The organism is Paenibacillus sp. W2I17, assembly GCF_030815985.1.
Lineage (GTDB): Bacteria > Bacillota > Bacilli > Paenibacillales > Paenibacillaceae > Paenibacillus.
Map to the genome: position 1 here is coordinate 5,238,671 of NZ_JAUSXM010000001.1, position 24,384 is coordinate 5,263,054.

A 24,384-nucleotide genomic window follows, 5' to 3' on the forward strand; every position below is an offset into this window, starting at 1 on the left:
TTTATAAAGGGCAAGCATACAGTTAAACTGTACGGTTTACGCGGGTTTATGGGCTTTGAGGGTCTGTATTCCCGTCGTTTTCCCCTTTAAAACGCTAAAATCATTCAATTGACAAAGGCTCTCATCATTCAGTAAAATTAACTGGGATTGCAAGGGTGGCGTGGAAAATGGCCGATTCGAACAAACCAAATTCATCCCGTAACCATGACGATAATGTATGGAAAGCGATGGGACTCGTGACAGCTTTTGGGATCGAGATTGCCATTCTCGCTGTTGCCGGATATTACGCTGGCTCCTGGTTGGACAAGACCATTGGAGGTAACGGAATATGGATCGCCGTAAGCGTTCTCTTTTTTCTTGCGGCAGGCGGTGTAAGCATCTACTTTATCGCGAAAAAATTCATGGGGGAAAGTGATGAGTGAACTAACCAGATACCGCAGATCGATGACTGTTTTCATCATGTACTTTCTTATGATTTGTTTTCTCGCAGCGGCCTTTATGCCACGTGTGGAGACAATTGCTTTGGGACTGGCCCTGGGTACAGGAATTAGCTGGATCAATGCATTTTACTTGGGCTACAAAGTAAGGAAAATGTCTGATGATGCGGCAGAAGGTAACTTGAAGCGTGTGAACCTGGGATTTTTGACAAGAGCGGCACTCGCTGTGCTCGGTATATTCATATCGATGCGCTTTCCGCAGTACTTCAATACATATGCGGTTGCAGGCGGTCTCGTCATTGCACAATTTTCCTTACTGATTATAGGGATTGTCCATTCCCGCAGAGCAGAATGATGTTAAGGGCTGCAGCTTTCAAGTCGAGAAAGGGGTGAGAAAAATATGCATGAAGCTCCAATTATTATGCTTGGCGGATTTCGACTGGATCTATCGGTTCTGTTGATGCTGGTAGTTACAGGTGCAATTGTTTTTATTTTTGCTGTACTGGCAACACGGAGATTATCCGTTGAAAATCCCGGCAAGCTGCAAAATTTTATGGAGTGGGCAGTAGAATTCGTCCGCAATCTGATTTCCAGCACAATGGATATGAAGAAAGGTAAACATTTTATCTCTCTCGCTCTTTCCATGATTATGTTCATTTTTGTAGGGAACATGCTCGGCCTTCCGCTCGTGGCTGTATCTGAGGTAACAGATGTTAATCAGGCACAGGTATTCGGTAAGCCGATTGTTACAGCGGTGGAGGCGTTTGAAAAAGCGCATGCCAAGGACCCTGAAGCACACCCGCACGTTGAACTGGCCTGGTGGAAATCACCAACAGCCGACTTGTCTGTAACGATGGGACTAGCTCTTGTAGCGTTCCTTGTATCTCATGGACTAGGATTGTTCCGCAACACAAAAGGATATCTCCAGCATTACCTGAAGCCATTCGCCTTGTTCTTGCCAATCAACTTGATTGAGACGGCATCCAAGCTGTTGACACACGGTATGCGTCTATTCGCGAATATCTTCGCGGGTGAGGTACTGATCGCAACGATCCTGAAACTGACCACATTTAAAGTGTTTGGTGCTATTGCAGCGATTCCGCTACTTATGGTGTGGCAAGGCTTTAGTATCTTTATCGGCGCGATCCAGGCATTTGTGTTTGTTATCTTGATGATGGTGTACATTTCACAGAGCATCGAGACGCACGACGAGCATTAAGTTTCAAGCCCTACGAAGATTTCTTCACCAGGCTGAACAATAAAAAAATTCGATTTATCATTTTAAGGAGGATATACAAATGGGAGCAATGGCATTAATCGCAGCAGCAATTGTTGCAGGACTGGGCGCGTTTGGCGCAGGTATTGGTAACGGTATGGTAATCAGCAAAACGGTGGAAGGTATTGCCCGTCAACCGGAAGCAAAATCCACTCTTCAAACAACAATGTTTATTGGTGTAGGTTTGATCGAGGTATTGCCGATCATCGGTGTGGTACTCGCGTTCATGTTCTACGGTATGGCTTAATTAAATTTTAAAGGTTTGGCGGGGAAGGCCATAGCCATCCGCGCCTTCTTTTTAGGTAATGTCCGTTCTAACGGACGACGTTTCAAGGATACCTCCAGGAAGGAGTGAACAGATTGAGTTTCATATGGGAAAATACGCTTCTTGCGATTGTTGCATTTGCAATTTTATATTGGCTGCTTAGCCGTTATGCCTTCGGGCCTTTGTTCTCCATTATGGAAAAACGTCGTGAACTCGTGATGACGCAGATGAATGAGGCTGCACAGACTCGGGAACAGGCCATTGCCTATGTGGAGGAACAAAAACAAGCTCTTGAGCAAGCACGTCAAGATGCTTACGACATCATTGAACAGTCCAAACAAACAGGTGGCAAACAAGCTGAATCGATTTTGGCTGATGCAAAAGCTGAAGCTAATCGTCTGAAAGACGATGCAGTACGCGAAATCGAGAGCGAGAAGAACAAAGCAGTCGCAGCACTTCGCAGCGAACTGGGTACAGCTTCCGTTCAGATTGCATCCAAGTTGATCAAAAAAGAAGTTGAGAACGGTCCTGCACAAGAAGAGCTTGTGAACCAATACCTCAATGAGGTAGGAGGCCGACAATGAGCCGCGATACGATAGTTGCCAAGCGTTATGCGAAAGCATTGTTCGAAGTTGCTCTTCAGCAACAGCAGGTGCTTGAGGTTGAACAGGAACTGGTTGCAGTAGTCAGTGCATTGACCGGAGATGCAGATATCGAGAAATTTATCGTATCCCCTAATATTTCTGATGAAGCCAAGCAGAACGTAATTCACTCAAGTCTTGATGGCAAGGTATCCGATTCAGTCCTTCGTACAGTCTTGTTGTTGATTGAGCGCGGGCGCGTTGAATTGCTGGGAGACTTGCTGAATGATTATCGGAAGATCCAAGGTGAGTCGCTGGGCATCGCTGATGCACGTGTCTATTCGACTTATGCGTTGAATGATGAAGAAAAAGAAGCGGTAGCCCGTGAATTCGGTGGCCGTGTGAATAAAAAGATTCGTATCGAGAACATTGTTGATCCGACTCTGCTGGGCGGATTGAAAGTCGCCATTGGCGATACGATCTATGACGGCAGCTTGGCTGGCAAGCTCGAACGTCTTGAGCAGTCTTTTAACAGACGAGTACAGTAGATTGGGGTGAGGACACTTGAGTATCAAACCAGAAGAAATCAGTACATTAATTAAGAGCCAAATCGAACAATACAAGACCGATATCGATGTAGTCGAAGTCGGAACGGTAATCGAGGTTGGTGATGGTATCGCTCGTGTTTACGGACTTGAGAACGTCATGTCCAACGAGTTGGTTGAATTCCCAAGCGGTGTTATGGGACTCGCCATGAACGTCGAAGAAAGCAATGTCGGTGTCGTTATCCTGGGACCTTACTACGATATTCGTGAAGGTGACCAAGTGAAACGTACTGGTCAAATCATGCAAGTGCCTGTAGGCGAAGCATTGATTGGACGCGTTGTGAACCCGCTCGGTATTCCTGTAGATGGCAAAGGGCCAATCGCTACAACGGAATTCCGTCCGGTTGAAGGTAAAGCACCAGGCGTAATGGATCGTAAATCGGTTCATGAGCCGATGCAAACAGGGATCAAAGCCATTGATGCAATGGTTCCAATCGGTCGTGGACAACGTGAGTTGATCATCGGTGACCGTCAAACAGGTAAAACATCAATCGCGATTGATGCGATCCTGAACCAAAAAGGTAGCGGCATGAAGTGTATCTATGTGGCTATTGGTCAGAAACAGTCTACGGTTGCTCAAGTTGTGGAAACTCTTCGTCGCAAAGGCGCAATGGAGTACACAATCGTTGTAACTGCAGCAGCTTCCGATCCATCACCACTCTTGTACATCGCACCGTATTCCGGTTGTTCGATGGGTGAGTACTTCATGTACAAAGGCGAGCACGTTCTGGTTATCTATGATGACTTGACCAAACAAGCCTCTGCATATCGTGAGCTTTCCTTGTTGCTTCGTCGTCCACCGGGCCGTGAGGCTTATCCGGGTGACGTCTTCTACCTGCACTCCCGTTTGCTGGAGCGTGCTGCGAAGCTGAATGATGAACTTGGTGGTGGTTCTTTAACCGCACTGCCGTTTATTGAAACACAAGCTTCCGACGTATCTGCATACATCCCAACGAACGTAATCTCCATCACGGACGGACAAATCTTCCTGGAAGCTGACTTGTTCAATGCTGGACAACGCCCGGCGATCAACGTAGGTATTTCCGTATCCCGTGTCGGTGGTTCTGCTCAGATCAAAGCGATGAAAAAGGTTGCAGGTTCCCTGCGTCTCGACCTCGCTCAATATCGTGAGCTTCAAGCGTTCTCCCAGTTCGGTTCCGATCTGGATAAAGCGACTCAGGCCCGCCTGAATCGTGGTGCGCGTATGATGGAAATCCTGAAGCAAGGTGTTAACCAGCCTCTGCCTGTAGAACAACAGGTTGTCAGCTTGTACACTGCGGTTAAAGGATTCCTGGATGAGATTCCAACAGGTGATGTTACTCGTTTCGAGCGTGAGTTCCTCGCGTTCATGGAGAGCAGCCATCCGGAGATTCTTGCATCCATCCGTGATACTAAAGAATTGACTGCAGACAACGAAAATGCACTGAAAGGTGCAATTGAGAAGTTCAGAAAGAGCTTTGCTGTCTCTGTCTAAATAAATGATTGCAGGTGCGGAGTTGTCTAACCGATTCCGCATGTCTGCATGTAATACTTTGACTCTGTCAAAAAAGATGATGCTTACGATGTAGTTTTGACTCTGTCAAAACTAGTGGTGATGCTTACGAAGTAACTTTGACTCTGTCAAAGTTTTGAGGTGGTGAAATCATGGCAAAAGGCATGCGCGAAATTAAGCGGCAAATTAAAAGCGTACAAAGCACCAAGCAGATCACCAAAGCAATGGAGATGGTAGCTGCTGCAAAACTGCGTAAAGCGCAGGAAAAAGCAGAAGCAGCCCGTCCTTATTCGGAGAAACTGAAAGAAGTTGTAGCTAGTATTGCATCAAGCACGCAAGGCATACAGCACCCGATGTTGGAGAGCCGTCCGGTCAAAAAGACAGCTTACCTGATCATTACATCGGACCGTGGTCTTGCAGGTGGATACAATGCGAACGTTTTGCGTCAGGTTAACCAGACGCTTAAAGAGCGCCACAACTCCCAGGATGACTACGAATTGTTCGTCATTGGACGTAAAGGACGCGATTACTTCAGACGTCGTGAAATTGCGATGGCATCCACAACAACGGATCTGTCGGATTCGCCTTCATTTGCAGACATCAAATCCATCGCACACGAAGCTGTTCATGGGTTTGAACTGGCTGAATTTGATGAATTGTACATTTGTTATAACCGCTTTGTGAATGCGTTGACCCAGATTCCTACGGTAGAAAAACTTCTTCCGATGGAAACACCTGAGGTAACTGCTGCGGAAGGACCAACGGCAAGCTACGAATACGAGCCGTCTGCTGAGGCTGTACTGGAGGTTCTGCTTCCGCGTTACGCGGAAACGCTGATCTATGGTGCACTTCTGAACGGTAAGGCAAGTGAGCTGGGTGCGAAAATGACGGCAATGGGTAATGCAACCAAAAATGCATCCAAACTCATTAACGACTTGTCATTGACATACAACCGTGCCCGTCAAGCGGCGATTACGCAGGAGATTACGGAAATTGTGGCAGGTGCCAACGCAGCACAAGGCTAACCGTTTTTTTATTAATGAAGGCTTGCAGAGCAAAGATAAACGAACGGTACATTATTTTTGCAAAAGTAGCAGGCTTGTAGGAGGGGAACGTTAAGATGAACAAAGGACGCGTTGTGAGCATCATGGGTCCGGTTGTTGACGTCGAGTTTGATCGCGGCGGTCTGCCGGAAATCCTCAATGCCATTACGATCACTACAGTAAGTGAGAGCGGCGTTAGTGTAAACCTTACACTCGAAGCTTCGAAACATCTGGGTGACAACCGAGTACGTTGTATTGCGATGTCCTCCACGGATGGACTTGTTCGTGGTATGGAAGCTTTAGATACAGGAGCACCAATCTCTGTACCCGTCGGAGAAGCAACACTGGGTCGTGTATTTAACGTACTCGGCGAAGCAATTGATACTGGCGGTGCCGTAGCTGCTGAGCACAAGAACCCGATTCACCGTTCAGCACCTGCATTTGATGAACTGACTACCCAAGCAGAGATGCTGGAGACAGGAATCAAAGTTATCGACTTGCTTGCTCCTTACGCTAAAGGTGGTAAAATCGGTCTCTTCGGTGGTGCCGGTGTAGGTAAGACGGTAACCATTCAGGAATTGATCAACAACATCGCACAAGAGCACGGCGGTATCTCCGTATTTGCGGGTGTTGGTGAGCGTACACGTGAAGGTAATGACTTGTATCACGAGATGAGTGATTCCGGCGTTATCAACAAAACAGCAATGGTCTTCGGACAAATGAACGAGCCTCCAGGCGCACGTCTTCGTGTAGCCCTCACAGGTCTGACGATGGCGGAATACTTCCGTGATGAAGAAGGCCGTGACGTGTTGCTCTTTATCGATAATATCTTCCGTTTCACCCAAGCGGGTTCAGAAGTATCTGCCTTGCTTGGACGTATGCCTTCCGCGGTAGGTTACCAACCTACGCTGGCAACAGAAATGGGTCAACTGCAAGAACGTATCACATCAACGAAAAAAGGTTCTGTAACATCCATCCAGGCCATCTACGTGCCTGCGGATGACTACACTGACCCGGCTCCTGCAACGACGTTTGCTCACTTGGATGCAACGACGAACTTGGAGCGTAAAATTTCCGAGATGGGTATCTACCCTGCGGTAGATCCACTGGCTTCCAGCTCCCGGATCTTGTCCCCTGAAGTTGTAGGTGAAGAACACTACAGCGTAGCTCAAGGCGTTAAACGTATCTTGGCACGTTACAATGAATTGCAAGATATCATTGCAATCCTGGGTATGGACGAGTTGAGTGAAGAAGATAGAGCGCTTGTATACCGTGCTCGTAAAATCCAACGTTTCTTGTCCCAGCCTTTCCACGTTGCTGAAGCATTTAACGGTATTCCGGGTAAATACGTTCCAGTTAAAGAAACGGTGCGCAGCTTTAAAGAGATTCTCGAAGGTAAGTATGATGATCTTCCGGAAGCAGCTTTCCTCTTTGTTGGTACAATTGAAGAGGCAGTGGAGAAAGCCAAAACACTGGTTTAGTCTGAATCCAGGATTGTCCTTATGAAGCGGGCTATCCTTCGGATATTTCAGGAGGGATGGAATTGAGCACCTTTTTGTTGGAAATCGTAACACCCGAGCGTTTGGTCTATTCAGAACAGGTGAATAGCATTACGGCTCGTGGTATTGAAGGGGAACTGGGTATTCTGCCAGGTCATATTCCTATGGTTACACCTTTGCAGATTGCACCGATCTATATCCATAACGGAAAAGAAAATAAACGAGTTGCTATCGGTGGCGGGTTTATTGAAGTACGTAAAGATAAGGTTGTTGTACTCGCAGAGAGTGCTGAATTCCCGGAAAACATTGATGTGGATCGTGCGCGTGCGGCGAAAGAGCGGGCAGAACGTCGGCTTGCAAGCCAAAGCAATCAGGACCACTTTGATCACCGTCGTGCAGAGATTGCGCTGCAAAAAGCGGTTAACCGGATTAATGTGTTCGGCAAATAAACGATTCTTGGAAGCCCGGCGGCTTAGTCTGCCGGGCTTTTTTGAGTTTGTTTGATAGAATTGTTTTATCGAATATATCAAAATGGCTGACTACAAATCCATCCTATCCCTTTAGTAAACAGAAGTATTTTAAGAAAAATATTCACCGATTATGAGGACTTGAATAGAATGTAGGACTAAAGTAGTGGGCGTATTTACCACTAAGAGAACCATTTTTTTTCATGAGTAAATTTAAATTATTTCCGAGGAAATGACAGAATCGATATCGAAATAGCGCTCTTTTATGTCGTTTTAGTCACAAAATCCCGGCATTTTAAAATTAAAATATTTTAGAAGTGGAAATCAATGTAATTGACAATGTATGATGAAAGAGCCTATATTCCATAGAGTCAGCAGAAGCAGGAAGCTGCGTAGTAGATTCCATAGTCATGCACAGCCGCATTGTTGCTGCTCGGTGATTGGGCATCAGGAGATTCCTGCCTGGCAGGAGTAAATCTGACAGTACGCTCAGTATGTTGTGCTTAAGACATTCCAGTATACTAACAAGTTATGGGTGCCGGGCATATGATATGCTGATCGCTGCAACAAATGTGGAGGTAAAGAATATATGGATACTGATCTGACGAATCAGGTGAACCAAGCGTTAAGCACCAATGGCTTGGTCTCAATCATCGTCTCCCTGTTATGTATAGCGTTGTCTTGGTGGGCTTTGACAAATCTCAAACTGGATTTAATCATCAGGCAACCACGAGGTGCTCAGGGAAGACTGTTGCATTTGTTGCTCGCCATCATTTTGGGGCATGCCGTTGCTGGCTTTGTCATTGACTACTTGTCCTGGACTCAAATGTTGCGTAATTTGTTTTAATGTTGAGATGGTTGGTTAATCATCTGTTAGGTTCTTCAAGCTGCTCATTGTCGAATAACATCGATTAATTGTGTTAACAATTAGAGTATGAGTTGTCGGTAAAGAAATTAAGAAAAAAATGTGACGTAAAATTGGTTGAATTTGAGATGTTTTATGTAAAAATGCTTGTATCGTACAATTCAACAATGTTATGATGGAAGTTAGGGAATTCACAATTGTTCACTTATTTTGTAGTTATAAACGGGATATCCGGTTCATGCCGGCTAATAACCATCCCACTCTGTCTGTTCTGATGCTCTGCTGGCTTGTAAGACACTTATTTTACATGCTGAATAGCAAGATGCACGGCACATGGTATCATTGATATGGATTATAAAAACCAATTCTTTTCTGAACAGACATCTGTGGCAATATGCCAGAATATGTCGAAATTCCACACACAGCAACAGTCCTTTCTAGCATAGTGGGGCTTACGTATTCCGGAATGAAGAAAAGGGAATAAAAGCGCGGAGGGAACCATGATGAGCAAATTTATCGTCCGCGGTGGCAAAAGGTTGACCGGAAGTGTCAAAGTTAGCGGCGCTAAAAATTCTGTTCTTCCGATCATCGCTGCCTCTCTCTTAGGGGAAGAAGGACAAAGCGTTATTATTGACGCGCCTCCTCTAGACGATGTGATGACGATTAACAAGGTGTTGGAATCGCTGGGAGCGGGAGTTACATACCGGGACGAAGTGATTACCGTAAATGCGGAGAAACTTACTTCCTGTGAAGCCCCGTATGAATGGGTAAGTAAAATGCGGGCGTCTTTCCTGGTCATGGGGCCTTTGTTGACTCGAATGGGTCATACAAGAATCTCACTTCCTGGTGGATGTGCCATCGGTACACGGCCTATTGATCAGCATTTGAAAGGTTTTGAAGCCATGGGCGCAGAGATCAGCTTGGGCCAAGGTTATATCGAAGCTCGTAGCCAAGGTCGGTTGCGTGGCGCGAAAATTTATCTGGATGTGGCTTCCGTAGGTGCCACTCAAAATATTATGATGGCTGCAACATTGGCCGAAGGTGTAACTGTTCTGGAGAACGCGGCGAAAGAACCTGAGATTGTGGATCTTGCCAACTTCCTGAATGGGATGGGTGCCATCGTACGTGGTGCTGGTACTGGAGTGATCCGCATCGAAGGTGTGGAGAAACTGACAGGCGTAACACACACCGTTATTCCGGATCGGGTAGAAGCTGGTACGTATATGGCTGCTGCTGCAATTTCTGGTGGGGACGTGTACATTGAAGGTGCAATCTCTGATCATTTAGGCTCCGTTATCGCGAAGCTTGAAGAGATGGGTGTAACAATCCAACCGGATGAGAATGGCGTGCGTGTAATCGCAGATCGTCCTCTTAAGGCTGTGGATGTGAAAACATTACCATACCCAGGATTCCCGACAGATATGCAATCCCAGATGATGGCACTCTTGCTTGCATCTGAAGGAACAAGTGTCGTGACAGAGACTGTTTTTGAAAACCGATTTATGCATGTGGATGAATTCCAATTGATGAATGCGGAGATCAAAGTTGAAGGACGTTCGTCCATCGTCACAGGTAATGCCAAACTGAAGGGTGCCAAAGTAACAGCTACCGATTTGCGTGCGGGTGCCGCACTCATTATTGCAGGTCTTGTTGCTGAAGGTACAACGGAAGTGGGCGGTGTTCATCACATCGACCGTGGCTATGTACATCTCGCTGAGAAGCTTAACGGACTTGGCGCTGACATCTATCGGATCTCGGTTGATGAGCCTAAGCTGGAAGCAACCAAAGCACCTAGTGAAAAAGTGGAGAAAGAAGTACCGATGTTTAAGGTGCAACCAACTTTGGCTTAACACTGGATTGAATAGAAAAAATATGGTCCCCCTATTATGAGTCACACAGTTGTGTGGATTATGAATGTGAAGGAACGTATATTGTAAAAAATGATAAAGCTAAGCCATCTGGCTTGGCTTTTTTTGTGTTTACTTTTAAGAAGGCAACGAGATATTTGATACCTGATTCTATTAATAGCTGGTCCTAACTTGTATAGCATAACATCGTATTCTGTATCGATTCTGAACCAAATGAAAGAGCGTACTTTATATAGAGTGTCGGTTCTAATTAAATACCGATATTCAGCGACAGATCAACGTTTCTAAGATGTACATAGCAAAAGAAAACAAGAAATTGAACAGAACGAAAAGGGCCTCGTTTCTCTCAAATTAGGTTCTATCAGATCAAGCCAGCTCATAACCTAAACTATGGATTTGAACAACACGACCGGCACATGACCGGCCATAGATAACGGAGGGTTATATTCGAATGAAAGAAGCTCGTGTACAGGTAAAGGTACCCCTTGTCCCTCGTCCAGGTATGCAAGAGCCGGAGGGAAATACCGTTTCTGGAGTGGAAAAAGACAAGCCTGCCCCATTGAACCTGAGGACTGTTCCATCACAGCCTGCAAGTTTCTCCAATCCAGGACGGGTGTCGACAGATGAGCTGAACCGAAAGACAACCGAGCACATTCATATACCTGTTATTGAGCTGGACCAATTCCGCCGAGTGAAGCGTCGCCGAATGCGGACATTTGGACGAAAACCCCGATGGGGACGCAATACGAAGCGATGGCAACCCGCAGCCGCTGTATCTGCCTTATTGGCAATGGCGTTGCTGATTCCGGTAATTCTGGTATGGCCACGGACAAGCGAATCACCAAAACCGATCCCTGCTCCAACAGATTCAAGCAGTACAAGAACCCCAGCTCCTGCGCCAGCCGTTCCTGTTACCTACCCTGAACCTAAAGTGCGTGTATACCTGTCTGCAACGGGCACAACGATGAATCTGCCATTGGAAGACTATGTTACCGGGGTTGTGGCAGCTGAGATGCCAGCGGAATTCAGACTGGAGGCGTTAAAGGCGCAGGCAATAGCTGCTCGTACATTTATCGTGCGTAGGTTAGCTGCGAGTGATACAAGCGGTGTGCCATCAGGTGCGGCGGATGTGACGGATACGGTCAGCCATCAGGTGTTTATTCCGCCAGATCAGGTGAAAGCGGATTGGACGCGTCTAGGGAAGGCGAAGGAATGGGAGAAGCTGCAACAGGCTGTGCGCGAAAGTCGAGATACGGTGATGACATATCAGGGCAAAGCGATCACCGCCTCCTTTTTTTCTACAAGTAATGGGTATACCGAGAATGCGGAGGATGTATGGGGGAACGCTGTGCCGTATCTGCAAAGTGTAGACAGTCCGTGGGACAAAAACTTGGCACCAGGATTCAAGCAGACCGTTACCTTGAAGCGTAATGAGATTCTGCAGAAGTTAAACCTGGATGCCATTCCGGTTACCGCCCAGAAGGGTGGATCGTGGATGGAAGTATTGTCTACAACCAAAGGGCATCGGATTAAGGAAATGCAGATCGCAGGTGAAACATTCAGCGGACCCGAGGTGCGTAAGCTGCTTGGATTAAGATCCAGCCAGTTCAGTTGGAAGACCACAGGTGACGAAATCCAGATTACAACGTACGGGTACGGTCATGGGGTTGGCATGAGCCAATGGGGAGCAAACGGCATGGCGCAGGAGGGACACACGGCCACCCAGATTCTCAAACATTACTATACAGGCATTTCATTCGGACAGGCATCCAAGATGCTAGCAGCGAAGTAGGAGCGATGAACATGGATGGATAAAGCGAAATAATTCGAATGGGTAGGAATATGTGCGAATGTGTGCAAAAGTATGGGAATGAGAGCAGTTTAGGTTTGGAACTCATCAGGCTTCCCATATACCATTGGCGCGCTAACGAATCTGAGAGGCCTTATTAAGGTGTATCACAATGAATGAAAATTCTAACGAATCTCAGACACGTTATATCACGATATACCACCGAACTGATCCGATAATAGCGCCCAAAAGGTAATTAGCGTGTCTACGGTTCGTTAGAATTCCTAAGGCACGATTTCCCCACCAATAAGGCCGCCTGAATTCGTTAGAAATATTTTATATCTAATCATTAGCAAAATTGAGGGTACTGCCATTCACTACATGCTCATTCGCAATAAGCAGCCGAACCAAAACCAAAATCAGAACGTTGAAATCAAGTTTCCAAGCCCTAAGGTTAAAAAATTGATTTATGTTCCCTGTCTACCAAGCAACTTCTAACTATACTGTAACCAATCATGATTCAGCTTCTTTCAAATCTAGATGTTAAATGGAACAGTCAGTATTGACGCGCCTTGTCTATCTCTAATCTCACATCTCACTTTAAAGAACCTAGGCATCTTAAATCTGTATTGTCCAGTCACATCCTATATCATTTCGCTCTCACCGATAAATGCACTTCATAGAAGGATTAGCCTCTACAGCCAATCCAGACCAGTCTACCAACACCCATTCCGGAGCTTTCGAGATTTGGCTATATATGCGGAGAGTGCTAGCCGTATGGGAGCGCAGGGGACAGAAAAGACCTGTAGAAACAAAGTGTCCGCCTTTACTACCGGATTTCACCTTTGAAGAAGGTGATAGAAAAATCTGGTAGTAACCAGCGGTCGAAAGGTTTTCTGGCCCCGAAGCGGCGCATGCACTAACACTCATTTCCAATATATATATAGCACTCTCTGAAACCTCCGTGAAAATAATTAGAGTCGCGCGTGTATAAAAGAGTTGCACCCGGTAACACTTGTTACTGAGGTGATTAACATGAATGAACAAAACAAAAAAACAATCCAAGAAGAAACTCCTAAAACAACTCAAGGGAGTACCGGCTAGTCAGCCCTCTTCATGGAAAAGAGCAATGTCCAAACGCTGGGTCTTCCCGGCAGCCTACATCGCAGCAGCAGGCATTATACTAACCTTAGTGTGGGTCTATCAGGGCACAGGCGACAAAACGCTGAACTCGGACCCTGCTAGCGGGGTAGTTGAAACAGGCGCATCGGCGGGTACAGAAGGAACAGCAGTAGGCGGAGAAGAAGAAAGTGTGGAAGTTGTTGCAAAGTCGGAGAATTTTGTATGGCCGGTAGCGGTACCGTCCGAAATTTCGGTAGTAAAACCTTTCTATGATAGCGAAGCTTCAACCGAGGAACATGAAGCGGCGATGGTGCAGTACAATGATACATTCATCCCGAACACGGGTGTGGATCTGGCACGTGGGGATAACAAAACGTTTGAAGTCAAAGCAGCACTCGCCGGTAAAGTTACCCGGGTTGAGCAAAATCCGCTCACAGGTCAAGTTGTGGAAATCACACACAGCGATAACCTGAAAACGGTATACCAAAGCTTGGCAGACGTCAAAGTGAAACAGGACGACGAAGTGAAACAGGGAGATGCGATTGCATCCGCTGGCGTCAATGAATTGGGTAAAACGCTTGGCAACCATCTTCACTTTGAAGTGTACGAAGACGGACAGCCGGTTAACCCTCAAGGATATCTTCCGGAAAAATAAATGAATTTTACCGCAGCAACATGATGGGCAGGGGGTTGAACCTCTGCTCTTTTTGTGCTTTTCAGAAAATAATGGGACCTTCGAAGCTTGTCACACCTCTAAACCGCGAATATATAGGCATGCTCCTCATATAATGTACCAAACTATCCACACAGTAGGGAGGCGGGAGCGTGCACGATTACATCAAGGAACGGACCATCAAAATTGGTCGCTGCATTGTTGAGACGAGGAATACGGTCCGTACCATAGCCAAAGAATTCGGCGTGTCAAAGAGTACTGTGCATAAGGATCTGACGGAGCGTCTGCCGGAAATCAACCCTGATCTTGCTGACCAGGTGAAACACATTTTGGAGTATCACAAGTCCATCCGCCATTTGCGGGGCGGTGAAGCGACCAAAATTAAATACAAAAAAACGAGTGGCAAGAAACGTGAGGTGTTGGCTTCCGCCAAATCGTAAGCATCTTCACAAAGACGTAGGCCAAAAAGCTCACACATGCATTGAATCCCTCCCCTGAAGTATGATATGTTAAAAGCTGGTACAGGATCGAATTATGACATCTTATCAGCCCGATTTTTACATATATATGTTGCACTTTGTCGAACGAGCGGTGACGTGATAAGGGACTCTTTTTCACAGGATACGCTGACCAAATAATATCACTTTGGGGGCTCTTTTATGTTTAGCAAGGATATCGGTATTGATCTTGGCACGGCCAACGTGCTTATTCACGTGAAAGGAAGTGGGGTTGTCCTCGATGAACCTTCCGTCGTGACCATTGAAAGAGATACGAAGCGTGTCCTTGCTGTTGGGGAAGAAGCGCGTCGTATGGTGGGGCGTACTCCAGGTAACATTGTTGCCATTAGACCGCTGCGTGACGGCGTTATTGCGGACTTCGAGATTACAGAAGCGATGCTCAGACATTTCATTAATCGTGTGGGTGCAAGAAGCTGGTACAGCCACCCTCGGATTTTGATTTGTGCACCAACGAACATTACTTCCGTGGAGCAGAAGGCCATCCGTGAGGCGGCAGAACGCAGCGGTGCCAAAGAAGTGTTTCTGGAAGAAGAGCCGAAAGCGGCAGCGATCGGTGCGGGAATGGATATTTTTCAGCCGAGCGGCAATATGGTCGTGGATATCGGCGGCGGTACGACTGACGTTGCAGTCCTTTCTATGGGCGACGTGGTTACCGCCTCTTCTATTAAAGTCGCAGGGGACAAGTTCGACGAAGCCATTATCAAGTTTATCAAAGCCAAGTACAAGCTCATGATCGGAGAGCGGACCGCTGAAGATCTCAAAATTGCGATTGGTTCCGTGCATCCGGATGGAGGCCAAACGGAGATGGATATTCGCGGACGCGATATGGTATCCGGTCTGCCAGTTACCGTAACGGTATCGGGAAAAGAAGTACAGGAAGCACTGTGGGATTCCGTGCAATCCATCATCGTTGCAGCGAAGTCAGTATTGGAACGTACACCGCCTGAATTGTCAGCGGACATTATCGACCGTGGTGTTGTATTGACTGGCGGAGGTGCATTGCTGAACGGACTGGACGAGCTTTTGTCCAATGAATTGCATGTACCGGTATGGGTGGCGGAAGATCCAATGCACTGTGTCGTGAAGGGGACAGGCATAATGCTTAATAATTTGGATCAGGTGGTTAAGAAAAAGTTCTAATCTGCCGATATAAATAGCAAAGGTTCGCCATGCTCGGAAAGCAGAACGGACAAGCAGCCAACCTGTGACAGGGCAAGCGCTTGAGGAGAGGGGTTAATTCATGTTAAGAGGTCTGTACACCGCTACTGCGGGAATGATTACGCAACAACGCCGCCATGACACAGCAACACAGAATATCGTAAATATGAACACCACGGGATACAAACAGGTGAACAGCGTAAGCCGTTCCTTCCCGGAAATGCTCATTACTTTGGTAGGCGGAGATGCAAATCTTCCAACAAAGCGGCTGGGCAAGCTGAACACGGGGGTGTTCGCGGAAGAGAGTTTGTCCATGAATTTGCAGGGGACCATTATGGAGACTGGGCAGAAAAATGATTTTTCCATTTCATCCAATATGACTGTCAATGATCCGCAGACTGGACAACCTGTCCCGTTTGACGCATCAGGCAAATTTGTACGGGCCGACGGCACGGTGACTTACCAGCCTCAGGCGTATTTTACAGTTCAGGATGCAGAAGGTAACACTGGATATACACGCGATGGTCACTTCGAGATTACAGGAACGGGACAATTGCTGAGCTCAACAGGTTCACAAGTGTTGGATAATAATGGACAACCTGTAGTGTTGACAGGTTCTGTGGAGCAATTTAAAGTGGATGAGCAAGGCCGTTTGGTAGATGCAGCAACGGGTGCACCGACAGGGGTTACTCTTGGCATTAGTGTCATTGACCAGCCGAATCAACTGGTTCGTCAGGGTAATGGCAATTTCAGTCTTAGCGATGCAAACGGGGCAACGTCCCGGATGATGGCTGCCGGTGATAATGTGCAGATCCGTCAGGGTTACCTGGAAGGTTCGAATGTTGATGCTTCACAGGCAACGGTTGATATGAACGCCGCATTCCGTGCGTATGAAGCAAACCAGAAGATCGTACAATTCTACGACCGCAGTCTGGATAAAGCCGTCAATGAAGTCGGGCGTGTATAACGCCGACGTTTAAATATAACCGCGCAGCGGAGAGCCAAACTCCCTTTGTGTAGCAAAGCAGAGAGGCTCACGCGAAGCGCAAGAGCCTAAACGCTTCCGAGCCTATGCGAGGAATGCGTAGCAGTACCTGAGCGCAGCGACGGTCTCGACAGTCCTTTGCGAAGCAAAGCAGGGAGAGACCTCGCGGAGCGCAAGAGCCTAGACGCATCCGAGCCTATGCGAGGAATGCGTAGCAGTACCTGAGCGAAGCGACGGTCTCGACAGCCCTTTGCGAAGCAAAGCAAGGAGAGACCCCGCGGAGCTACACGCCGCATAAAGAGCGTGCCGTGCTATGATTCAGCCATGTGAAACTATGGCGGAAATCATAGCACGGCAGTCGCGGCGCACACACACCACCGCCACTTAGCAAGATCGTACCCCACTTACCTAATCCGCCTGTTTCGGGAGTCCAGAGGGCAGCGCCATCTGGGGCCCTCCCTACTAGGGAGGGTTTGGGAGGGTGGACAGGACACAAGGGAGGGTATACCACCAATGAATAATTCCATGATTAGTGCCAAGGTGTCCATGACTGCGATACAGCAGCGTCTGGATGTCATTTCCGATAATATTGCCAACGTGAATACGGCAGGCTATAAGAGCAAGCAAGCGGCCTTCGAGGATGTGCTGACCCGGGTTCAACAACAACCGGACAAGTACAAACTGGATGGACGTTCCACACCGATGGGATATAACCTCGGTTTTGGTGCTCGTTTGGCAGATGTAACGAAGGATATGTCTCAGGGCTCCTTGAACGAGACTGGCCTTCCGACCGATCTGGCCATTGAAGGAAATGCGATGTTTGCAGTTGAAGCGAATGGGGAGAAAATGTGGACACGTCAGGGTGCATTTCATTTTGTACCTGATACAAGACCTAAGCCTACTCCGAATTCACCTGATATGATGGTGATGGTCAATGGCGAAGGCCACTTTGCCCTGGATCGTCAAGGCAATCGTATTACGGCACCGAATAATAGCAAAGTTGCTTTTGATGAAAATGGCAACCTGTTAATCCGACGTGGTAATGCGGCAAATGCAACCATTGGAGCACAGCTGCAAGTTGTAGACATTGAACGCCCTGAGGGGCTCGTACAGTATGCGGATAACCTGTTTGGACTGGATGTGGGATTAACCGAGGATGATGTATTTGGCGCTGATGCAGCTACACGTCAAGCAGCTGCATTGATTCGTCCAGGATTTCTGGAGCAATCCAATGTGGATCTGACACAGGAGATGTCTCTGCTTATGCAAGGACAGCGGACATATCAGCTGGCGGCAAAGGCGTTAACTTCAAGTGATTCCATGTTGGGTCTTGCCAACAATATGAGAGCGTAAAAGGTGAATGTGATGACAGAAACACAGCAGCAGAACAGTAAGCCGGAGAAAAAGGAAGTCAAGAAGAAGAAGAGTGGATGGCGCATCGCAAGATGGTTCCTGGTTCCGGTCCTGCTTGTTCTTGCCCTCGCTGGCGGAATGGTAGCTGGATATGTGGTACTGGGCAAACAGGATATCGGTTCCGTATGGCAATGGAGTACATGGGAACATGTATATAATCTGGTGTTCGCTCCATAATGTAACGAGTAAAGCGAAAACTCCTGCGCAGGCAGGAGTTTTCTTTTTGACGTTGAAAACAGTATAATGATGGATGACGTTTGACGTCACAAAAGAGGCCTCCCCTGCGAAAGACATTCGTCATCGCGAAGAGAGACCCCTTATCTTAACCTTCACTCCTGCAGTCATGAAGGATATAACTAGTGTTAACCGAAAATATGCTTTCCATACAAAATTTAAAAATTAAAAACCCATTTATATGAGCTTCGACTTGATCATAATGAGGTTTTCCATGTCCGCACTAAAGTCAGTGAAGGGAACGGAATCGTTCGAAAGAAGCGAAGCGCTCGCCTTTGTTTCCGAATGGTATCCATCTGAATATAGTTCAGAAACATTAGGAAACAACAGCGATCGAAAGAACGATCCGTAACCGTAACGGTCACCTATGCGCACATGAAAAATCCATGATGAAGAACGCTCATATAAACATCCCGAGAGGAGATTACACTGTGCTCGATATCAAACAGATTCAAGAAATCATCCCGCACCGCCCCCCGTTTCTGCTGGTGGACAAGATTCTAGAGATTGAGGATGGCAAACGTGCCGTTGGTTTGAAAAACGTAACCATTAACGAACCTTTCTTCATTGGTCATTTCCCAGAGTATCCGGTAATGCCGGGTGTACTGATTACAGAAGCGCTGGCGCAAGTTGGTGCAGTAGCCATTCTGAATTTGGAAGGCAACAAAGGAAAAATCGGCTTTTTGGCGGGACTGGACAACTTCCGATTCCGTGGACAAGTTGTGCCCGGAGATACGTTGATTCTGGAAGTGGAGATTACACGTCTGAAGGGTTCTATTGGTAAAGGTAAAGCAACTGCCCGAGTGAACGACAAAGTGGTCGCTGAAGGCGAGATCATGTTTGCACTGTCTGACCCAAGCTGATTACATACGTGAGCATTTACATCATGCAGGAACGTAGACGGACCGAATGATGCAAGATGCTGAAGTAACTCAGCACACCTGAATTTATATAGACGGAAGGGGTTTATTGGAATGGAACAGTTAAGCACAGCAGCAGCAGAAACGTTGCAGCAATGGTTGGAGGATGCTTCGATTGATGAAGCAACGAAACAGGAGCTTCGTGACTTGCAGGATCAGCCGAAAGAGCTGGAGGAACGTTTTTACAGAAACCTGGAGTTTGGTACAGGGGGATTGCGCGGAGTCATTGGTGCCGGAAGCAACCGGATGAACCGCTACACCGTAGGTCGGGCAACGCAAGGATTTGCGCGTTATTTGCTTGAGCAGCATGGTGACCAAGAAGGCAAACCTTCTGTTGTCATCGCTCATGATTCCCGTCATTTCTCACCTGAATTCACACTGGATGCTGCGCTTGTACTGGCTGGAAACGGCATTGTAGCCAAGCTGTTCCCATCCCTGCGTTCAACTCCTGAGTTGTCATTCGCAGTGCGTCATCAGAAGGCAACTGGCGGAATCGTTGTAACAGCGAGTCATAACCCACCGGAATATAACGGATATAAAGTTTACAATCATGAGGGCGGTCAATTGGTACCGGCTGAAGCGGAAAAAGTCATTCAGTACATTCAGGAAGTACCTTCCCTTGCTGACGTGAAGAAACTGACGCAAGAAGAAGCAGAAGCTCAAGGGCTCCTGATCTGGTTGGGTGAAGACCAAGATCAAGCGTTTGTGGATACCGTAGCAAGCCGCAGCCTGAGCCGCGAACTGATCCAATCCGGCGTTGGCCGTGATTTCAAAATCGTTTACACACCGCTTCACGGAACAGGTAACATCCCTGTACGTCGCGTGCTGGAGCAGATCGGATTCGAGCAAGTGCACATTGTAGCTGAACAAGAACAGCCGGATGCTGAGTTCTCCACCGTGAAATCCCCTAACCCGGAAGAACGCGAAGCGTTTACGCTTGCAATGAAGCTGGGAGAATCCGTGGGCGCTGATATTCTGATCGGAACAGATCCGGATGCAGACCGTATGGGTGCTGTGGTGAAAGACAATGATGGCAAATATTTCGTCTTGTCCGGTAACCAATCTGGTGCCATTATGGTACATTACCTGCTCAGTCGCCTGCAAGAGACCGGAACACTGCCAAGTAACGGTGCGGTTGTCAAAACGATCGTAACAAGTGAGATGGGTGCTGTTATTGCTGAACATTACGGTGCAGAAGTGATGAACACACTGACAGGCTTCAAATATATCGGTGAAAAAATGAACCAGTTCGAAGCAACAGGCAGTCATACATTCTTGTTCGGATATGAAGAGAGTTATGGCTACCTTTCCGGTAACTATGCCCGTGACAAGGATGCTGTCCTTGCCTCGATGCTGATTGCTGAAGCAGCTGCGTATTATAAGAGCCAAGGCAAGACATTGTATGATGTCTTGCAAGAGCTGTACAACCAATTCGGATACTTCCTGGAGAAGCTGGAGTCCCGTACGCTGAAAGGCAAAGACGGCGTTGCTCAGATTCAAGCCAAAATGACGGATTGGCGTTCCAATCCGCCACAAGAAGTAGCGGGAATTGCTGTACAAGATGTACTGGACTACTCCCTTGGTCTGGACGGTCTTCCAAAGGAGAACGTACTGAAGTTCATTTTGGCAGACGGTTCATGGTTCTGCTTGCGGCCTTCAGGAACAGAACCGAAGATCAAAGTATACTTCGCTGTGCGTGGAGAGAATTTGGAAGATGCGGAAAGCCGGATCGAGCGTCTGGTGACTACAGTGATGTCGCGTGTAGACGCACAATAATACGAATGCAACAATGAGCAAGAACATGAGAAGGCCTCTCCGCACCGTAAGGTTGGTTGGCGGAGGGGTTTTTCTTTGAAATAAAAGTGTAGATGGTTCTAGCATATATGAGGGCTTGTTGACACAAGCTGTTTGTAACCTATTGTATGAATGTTAAATGAACGAATTACTTGAGCTGAACGTGCATTTGGTTCCAACACTTGAGGAGGTACATGTAGTGCGTCAAAAATGGCTTTATTGGAATAACGCTTCTCGGAAGTGGTTGTGGCTCGTCGTTATCATCGGTCTGGTCGCGTCCATCCCTGTAATCAGTGATCGGGTGCAGACAGAATCTTCTGCCAAAAAGGTGGAGCTTGTCTTCAACTATCGAGGTCTGCTGGATATTTCAGCCTATCAGGCACATCCGCAAGATTTCATGAATGAACAATTGACTCGTCTAAAAGATGCAGGCGTAACAACGATGGCTGTGTTCGAAAGTACATTGGACGAGCTGAGAAAGACACGCCGACTAATGGTATATAATGGCCAGGATCTCGCGAACCTGACCAAAGATGTGATCCCTTCTAATGCAAATTACACGTATGTGTTATTTACATCGGAGGAAAACGCACAGACGTATACCCCTATTATTGAACAAACGTTCGCTGATCGGCAGATTCCGGTAGTACCTTGGGAATATGAAGGTCGTAGCGGCTTAATATTGCAGACTCCTCCGGAGAATGCCAACATGCAGCCTTTGCAGCCCGATCCGGTTGCCGTGAAGATGCTGCGTGATAAAGGGTTCTACATTTTGCCGCGGATCTCGGACAGTGTGCCATACAGCCAGGAATCGATGGAGCGCTTGCTTACCTTCTTCGAAGAGAATGGCGTAAAGCGTATCTTGTTTGATGGTGATGCTGTGAAAGGGTACAATGATAATGAAGAGATGAAAAGTCTCGACCAATTCGCACAGTTGCTGAACAAGCACAATATTGGTCTTGCAGCCATCGAGAACTTGAAGAAACCGCAGTCTGGATTCCAGACCCTTGCGTATAAAACGGATTACAACGTTACGCGTTTGTACTCGCTTAGTGATGGAGATGCCAATCTGGACGTAGATACAATTGCTGACCGTTTTGTTCTGGCAACCAAGGATCGCAACATTCGTATGCTCTATATGAATGCATCGCCAAGCCGGAATACAGCAAAGGCCATGATTACAGATCCAATTGAGAATCTGATCAACAGCCTGGGTGAGCCGGGTCATGCGGTAGAACGCATGGCGAAGCATGGATTTGAACTAGGACAAGCTGAGGCATTTACAGTTAAGGATTCTTCAATCCAGCGTTATGCCAAACTGGTTGCTCTCGTTGGTGCAATTGCCATGATTGCACTTATGGTTTCTTATTTTATCCCACTACTGACCTTGATCGCATTTGTGGTTGCTTTGGTGGGCAGTGCAGGATTGTTCCTCTTGAAACCAACGCTGCTGGAGCAAGGAATTGCCTTGCTTGTGGCAATCGCCGCGCCGACCATAGCGATGGTGCTGGCCGTTCGTACAGTGAACTATCAGCAACAGCGTCAACCTGACGCATCTGTGAGTCGTCGTTTGAAACAAACGTTGGTGTTATATGTAAGAACTTCGATTCTGTCATTCCTGGCGGTACCTTTTGTCATCGCGTTGCTTAACAGTATTACGTACAGTCTGGTCATTAACCAGTTCCGCGGCGTGAGTCTGTTGCACTTTGCACCTATGGCACTGGTAGCGATCTATATTGTGTTTTATCGTGGTTCAGGTTCGTTCTCTATTAAGAAAATTAAAGAAATGCTTCGTATGCCAATTAATGTTTTGATGGTTGTTTTGGCACTTGTTGCTGCCGTTGTTGGATACTATTACTTGAGCCGTACAGGCAACTCGGGTTCAGTAACACCATTGGAGATGTTCCTTCGTACCACGTTGGAAGATACGTTCGGTGTACGTCCGAGATTCAAAGAATTTATGCTGGGACACCCGCTATTTATCGTTGGCGTGTTCGCCGCTTTAAAATATCGTAAAGTCATCTTTGTGCTCATTATTGCAGCGATTGGACAGTTGTCCATGGTGGATACGTTCGCGCATATCCATACGCCGGCTGTATTGTCACTCATTCGTGGAGTGATGGGATTGGGACTTGGCTTAATCTTCGGTATCATTGCTGTGGGTGTGTGGCAAGTAGCGGAAGGATGTTGGAAAAAATGGTCACCACTTCTAAAAAGTTAGTCATCTCGGGGTATTACGGATTCCGCAATAGCGGAGACGAAGCGGTGCTAAAGTCGATTTTGACAGCGCTGGAAGAGGAAAGCCAAAGGTCGAACATAACCATTGAACCGATTGTTCTCTCGGGTGATCCCGAGTCGACAACCGCCATGTACGGTGTGCGCTCCGTGCATCGTATGAAATTGAAGGAAGTCCGTGAAGCACTCAAGGAGAGCGACGGGTTAATCAGTGGCGGAGGAAGTCTATTGCAGGATGCAACTGGACTGAAATCCATTCCTTATTATCTGGGTGTAATCAAGCTGGCCCAGTGGCTGAAAAAACCAACGTTTATCTATGCACAGGGGATTGGCCCTGTGAATCGTAAAATTTTTAATCCAATGATCAAATCAGTCTTCAAGGCCTGCACCTATGTATCCGTTCGGGATGAACAATCTGCAGACTACCTGCGTGGGCTCGGGTTACAGTGGAATCAGATCCATGTTGTACCCGACCCCGTAATGGGTTTGCCATTACCTGAAACAAAAGTTGAGAGGGGCGCAGGTGCTGTCTCAGCAAATGCTGCTACTCAAGCTAATCGAGTGGAACCTTCAACTGGAGGACATACCAAGCTTCCTGTGATCGGCGTATCGGTACGTTTCTGGGAGTCAGACCGGAAGGAACTTACGGCTATTGCCGCCGGATTGAAAAAACTGTGCTCCAAAAGAGCGGTGCACTTGCGTTTTCTGCCATTTCATTTGCCGGTTGATGAACAGGCATCACGATTTCTTATGGAAATGCTCGGTGATGTGACCAGCAAAGGCAGCGAGATTAGCATCACAGAAGATCTGACCGATCCTCAGCTTATGCTGGAGGAAGTCAGCAAGTGTGATCTCGTCATCGGTATGCGCCTGCACAGTCTGATCTATGCAGCTTCGCAATATGTGCCTCCGGTGGGTATCTCGTATGATCCGAAAATTGATCAATTCCTGCTTCGTCTGGATAGTGAACCAGCAGGCAATACGGATACACTCGATGGCGACAAGCTCGCCAAGACGGTTGTTGGACTGCTGGACCAACGTTCACAGTGGTTGAAGGAACATGAAGAAGGCATCACCCAACTGAAGCAGGAAGCCAGAGTGCCTGCACAGCAGATCATTAACTATTTAGGCCGCAAAGGATGAGA

General features: G+C 47.2%; 22 protein-coding genes and 1 pseudogene. All 23 read left to right on the forward strand.

Annotated elements, in window-relative coordinates:
- Window positions 1-167: 167 nt before the first annotated feature.
- The 23 genes and pseudogenes from QF041_RS23425 (at window position 168) to csaB (ending at window position 24,382) form a co-directional block, all read left to right on the forward strand.
- Window positions 168-422: an AtpZ/AtpI family protein gene (locus QF041_RS23425; RefSeq protein ID WP_024632723.1), complete on the forward strand. Its 255-nt coding sequence runs from the start codon at window positions 168-170 to the stop codon at window positions 420-422.
- Window positions 415-792, forward strand: coding sequence for an ATP synthase subunit I (locus QF041_RS23430; RefSeq protein WP_062836961.1), 378 nt, complete (start codon window positions 415-417; stop codon window positions 790-792). The genes QF041_RS23425 and QF041_RS23430 overlap by 8 nt, the downstream gene beginning before the upstream one ends.
- A 45-nt stretch (window positions 793-837) precedes the next feature.
- A complete protein-coding gene (atpB, locus tag QF041_RS23435) occupies window positions 838-1,656 on the forward strand; it encodes a F0F1 ATP synthase subunit A (RefSeq protein ID WP_221821822.1) in 819 nt (272 codons plus the stop codon).
- A 79-nt stretch (window positions 1,657-1,735) separates the two neighbouring features.
- Entirely contained in the window at window positions 1,736-1,960 is a 225-nt protein-coding gene (atpE, locus tag QF041_RS23440) for a F0F1 ATP synthase subunit C (RefSeq protein ID WP_017691934.1), read from the forward strand.
- A 113-nt stretch (window positions 1,961-2,073) separates the two neighbouring features.
- Window positions 2,074-2,562 (forward strand): F0F1 ATP synthase subunit B, encoded by a 489-nt coding sequence (atpF, locus tag QF041_RS23445; protein ID WP_036612568.1) that lies wholly within the window; start codon window positions 2,074-2,076, stop codon window positions 2,560-2,562.
- Window positions 2,559-3,107: a F0F1 ATP synthase subunit delta gene (locus QF041_RS23450; RefSeq protein WP_036612565.1), complete on the forward strand. Its 549-nt coding sequence runs from the start codon at window positions 2,559-2,561 to the stop codon at window positions 3,105-3,107. The genes atpF and QF041_RS23450 overlap by 4 nt, the downstream gene beginning before the upstream one ends.
- Before the next feature lie 16 nt (window positions 3,108-3,123).
- Window positions 3,124-4,638 carry a F0F1 ATP synthase subunit alpha gene (gene atpA, locus QF041_RS23455; protein WP_047840700.1) on the forward strand — a complete coding sequence of 505 codons (1,515 nt, stop codon included), beginning with the start codon at window positions 3,124-3,126 and terminating at the stop codon, window positions 4,636-4,638.
- A gap of 170 nt (window positions 4,639-4,808) precedes the next feature.
- A complete protein-coding gene (atpG, locus tag QF041_RS23460; RefSeq protein WP_036612560.1) occupies window positions 4,809-5,681 on the forward strand; it encodes an ATP synthase F1 subunit gamma in 873 nt (290 codons plus the stop codon).
- Between the two features lie 95 nt (window positions 5,682-5,776).
- The gene (gene atpD / locus QF041_RS23465) at window positions 5,777-7,180 is read left to right on the forward strand and encodes a F0F1 ATP synthase subunit beta (RefSeq protein WP_047840699.1); all 1,404 of its coding nucleotides are present in this window, start codon (window positions 5,777-5,779) and stop codon (window positions 7,178-7,180) included.
- 62 nt (window positions 7,181-7,242) lie between these two features.
- On the forward strand, window positions 7,243-7,647 hold the full coding sequence (locus tag QF041_RS23470; RefSeq protein ID WP_091036299.1) for a F0F1 ATP synthase subunit epsilon: 405 nt from the start codon (window positions 7,243-7,245) through the stop codon (window positions 7,645-7,647).
- A 607-nt stretch (window positions 7,648-8,254) separates the two neighbouring features.
- The gene (locus QF041_RS23475) at window positions 8,255-8,512 is read left to right on the forward strand and encodes a DUF1146 family protein (RefSeq protein WP_017691941.1); all 258 of its coding nucleotides are present in this window, start codon (window positions 8,255-8,257) and stop codon (window positions 8,510-8,512) included.
- Window positions 8,513-9,033: 521 nt separating this feature from the next.
- The gene (gene murA, locus QF041_RS23480) at window positions 9,034-10,380 is read left to right on the forward strand and encodes a UDP-N-acetylglucosamine 1-carboxyvinyltransferase (protein WP_017691942.1); all 1,347 of its coding nucleotides are present in this window, start codon (window positions 9,034-9,036) and stop codon (window positions 10,378-10,380) included.
- A gap of 469 nt (window positions 10,381-10,849) precedes the next feature.
- Window positions 10,850-12,190, forward strand: a complete 1,341-nt coding sequence (gene spoIID, locus QF041_RS23485) for a stage II sporulation protein D (RefSeq protein ID WP_307415881.1) — start codon at window positions 10,850-10,852, stop codon at window positions 12,188-12,190.
- Between the two features lie 1,032 nt (window positions 12,191-13,222).
- Window positions 13,223-13,964: pseudogene (locus QF041_RS23490) on the forward strand (peptidoglycan DD-metalloendopeptidase family protein).
- Between the two features lie 170 nt (window positions 13,965-14,134).
- Entirely contained in the window at window positions 14,135-14,422 is a 288-nt protein-coding gene (gene spoIIID / locus QF041_RS23495; RefSeq protein WP_024632710.1) for a sporulation transcriptional regulator SpoIIID, read from the forward strand.
- 219 nt (window positions 14,423-14,641) lie between these two features.
- A complete protein-coding gene (gene mreB / locus QF041_RS23500; protein ID WP_076209800.1) occupies window positions 14,642-15,640 on the forward strand; it encodes a rod shape-determining protein in 999 nt (332 codons plus the stop codon).
- A gap of 100 nt (window positions 15,641-15,740) precedes the next feature.
- Window positions 15,741-16,625, forward strand: coding sequence for a flagellar hook-basal body protein (locus QF041_RS23505; RefSeq protein ID WP_105600129.1), 885 nt, complete (start codon window positions 15,741-15,743; stop codon window positions 16,623-16,625).
- A 531-nt stretch (window positions 16,626-17,156) separates the two neighbouring features.
- On the forward strand, window positions 17,157-17,996 hold the full coding sequence (locus QF041_RS23510) for a flagellar hook-basal body protein (protein ID WP_307415882.1): 840 nt from the start codon (window positions 17,157-17,159) through the stop codon (window positions 17,994-17,996).
- 12 nt (window positions 17,997-18,008) lie between these two features.
- Window positions 18,009-18,233 carry a DNA-directed RNA polymerase subunit beta gene (locus tag QF041_RS23515; RefSeq protein ID WP_017691949.1) on the forward strand — a complete coding sequence of 75 codons (225 nt, stop codon included), beginning with the start codon at window positions 18,009-18,011 and terminating at the stop codon, window positions 18,231-18,233.
- 488 nt (window positions 18,234-18,721) lie between these two features.
- Window positions 18,722-19,153, forward strand: coding sequence for a 3-hydroxyacyl-ACP dehydratase FabZ (gene fabZ, locus QF041_RS23520; protein WP_036613058.1), 432 nt, complete (start codon window positions 18,722-18,724; stop codon window positions 19,151-19,153).
- Between the two features lie 111 nt (window positions 19,154-19,264).
- Window positions 19,265-20,986, forward strand: coding sequence for a phospho-sugar mutase (locus QF041_RS23525; RefSeq protein ID WP_307415883.1), 1,722 nt, complete (start codon window positions 19,265-19,267; stop codon window positions 20,984-20,986).
- Between the two features lie 217 nt (window positions 20,987-21,203).
- The gene (locus QF041_RS23530) at window positions 21,204-23,225 is read left to right on the forward strand and encodes a DUF5693 family protein (protein ID WP_307415884.1); all 2,022 of its coding nucleotides are present in this window, start codon (window positions 21,204-21,206) and stop codon (window positions 23,223-23,225) included.
- Window positions 23,201-24,382 (forward strand): polysaccharide pyruvyl transferase CsaB, encoded by a 1,182-nt coding sequence (gene csaB, locus QF041_RS23535; protein ID WP_307415885.1) that lies wholly within the window; start codon window positions 23,201-23,203, stop codon window positions 24,380-24,382. Before QF041_RS23530 ends, csaB begins: the two co-directional genes overlap by 25 nt.
- Window positions 24,383-24,384: the final 2 nt, after the last annotated feature.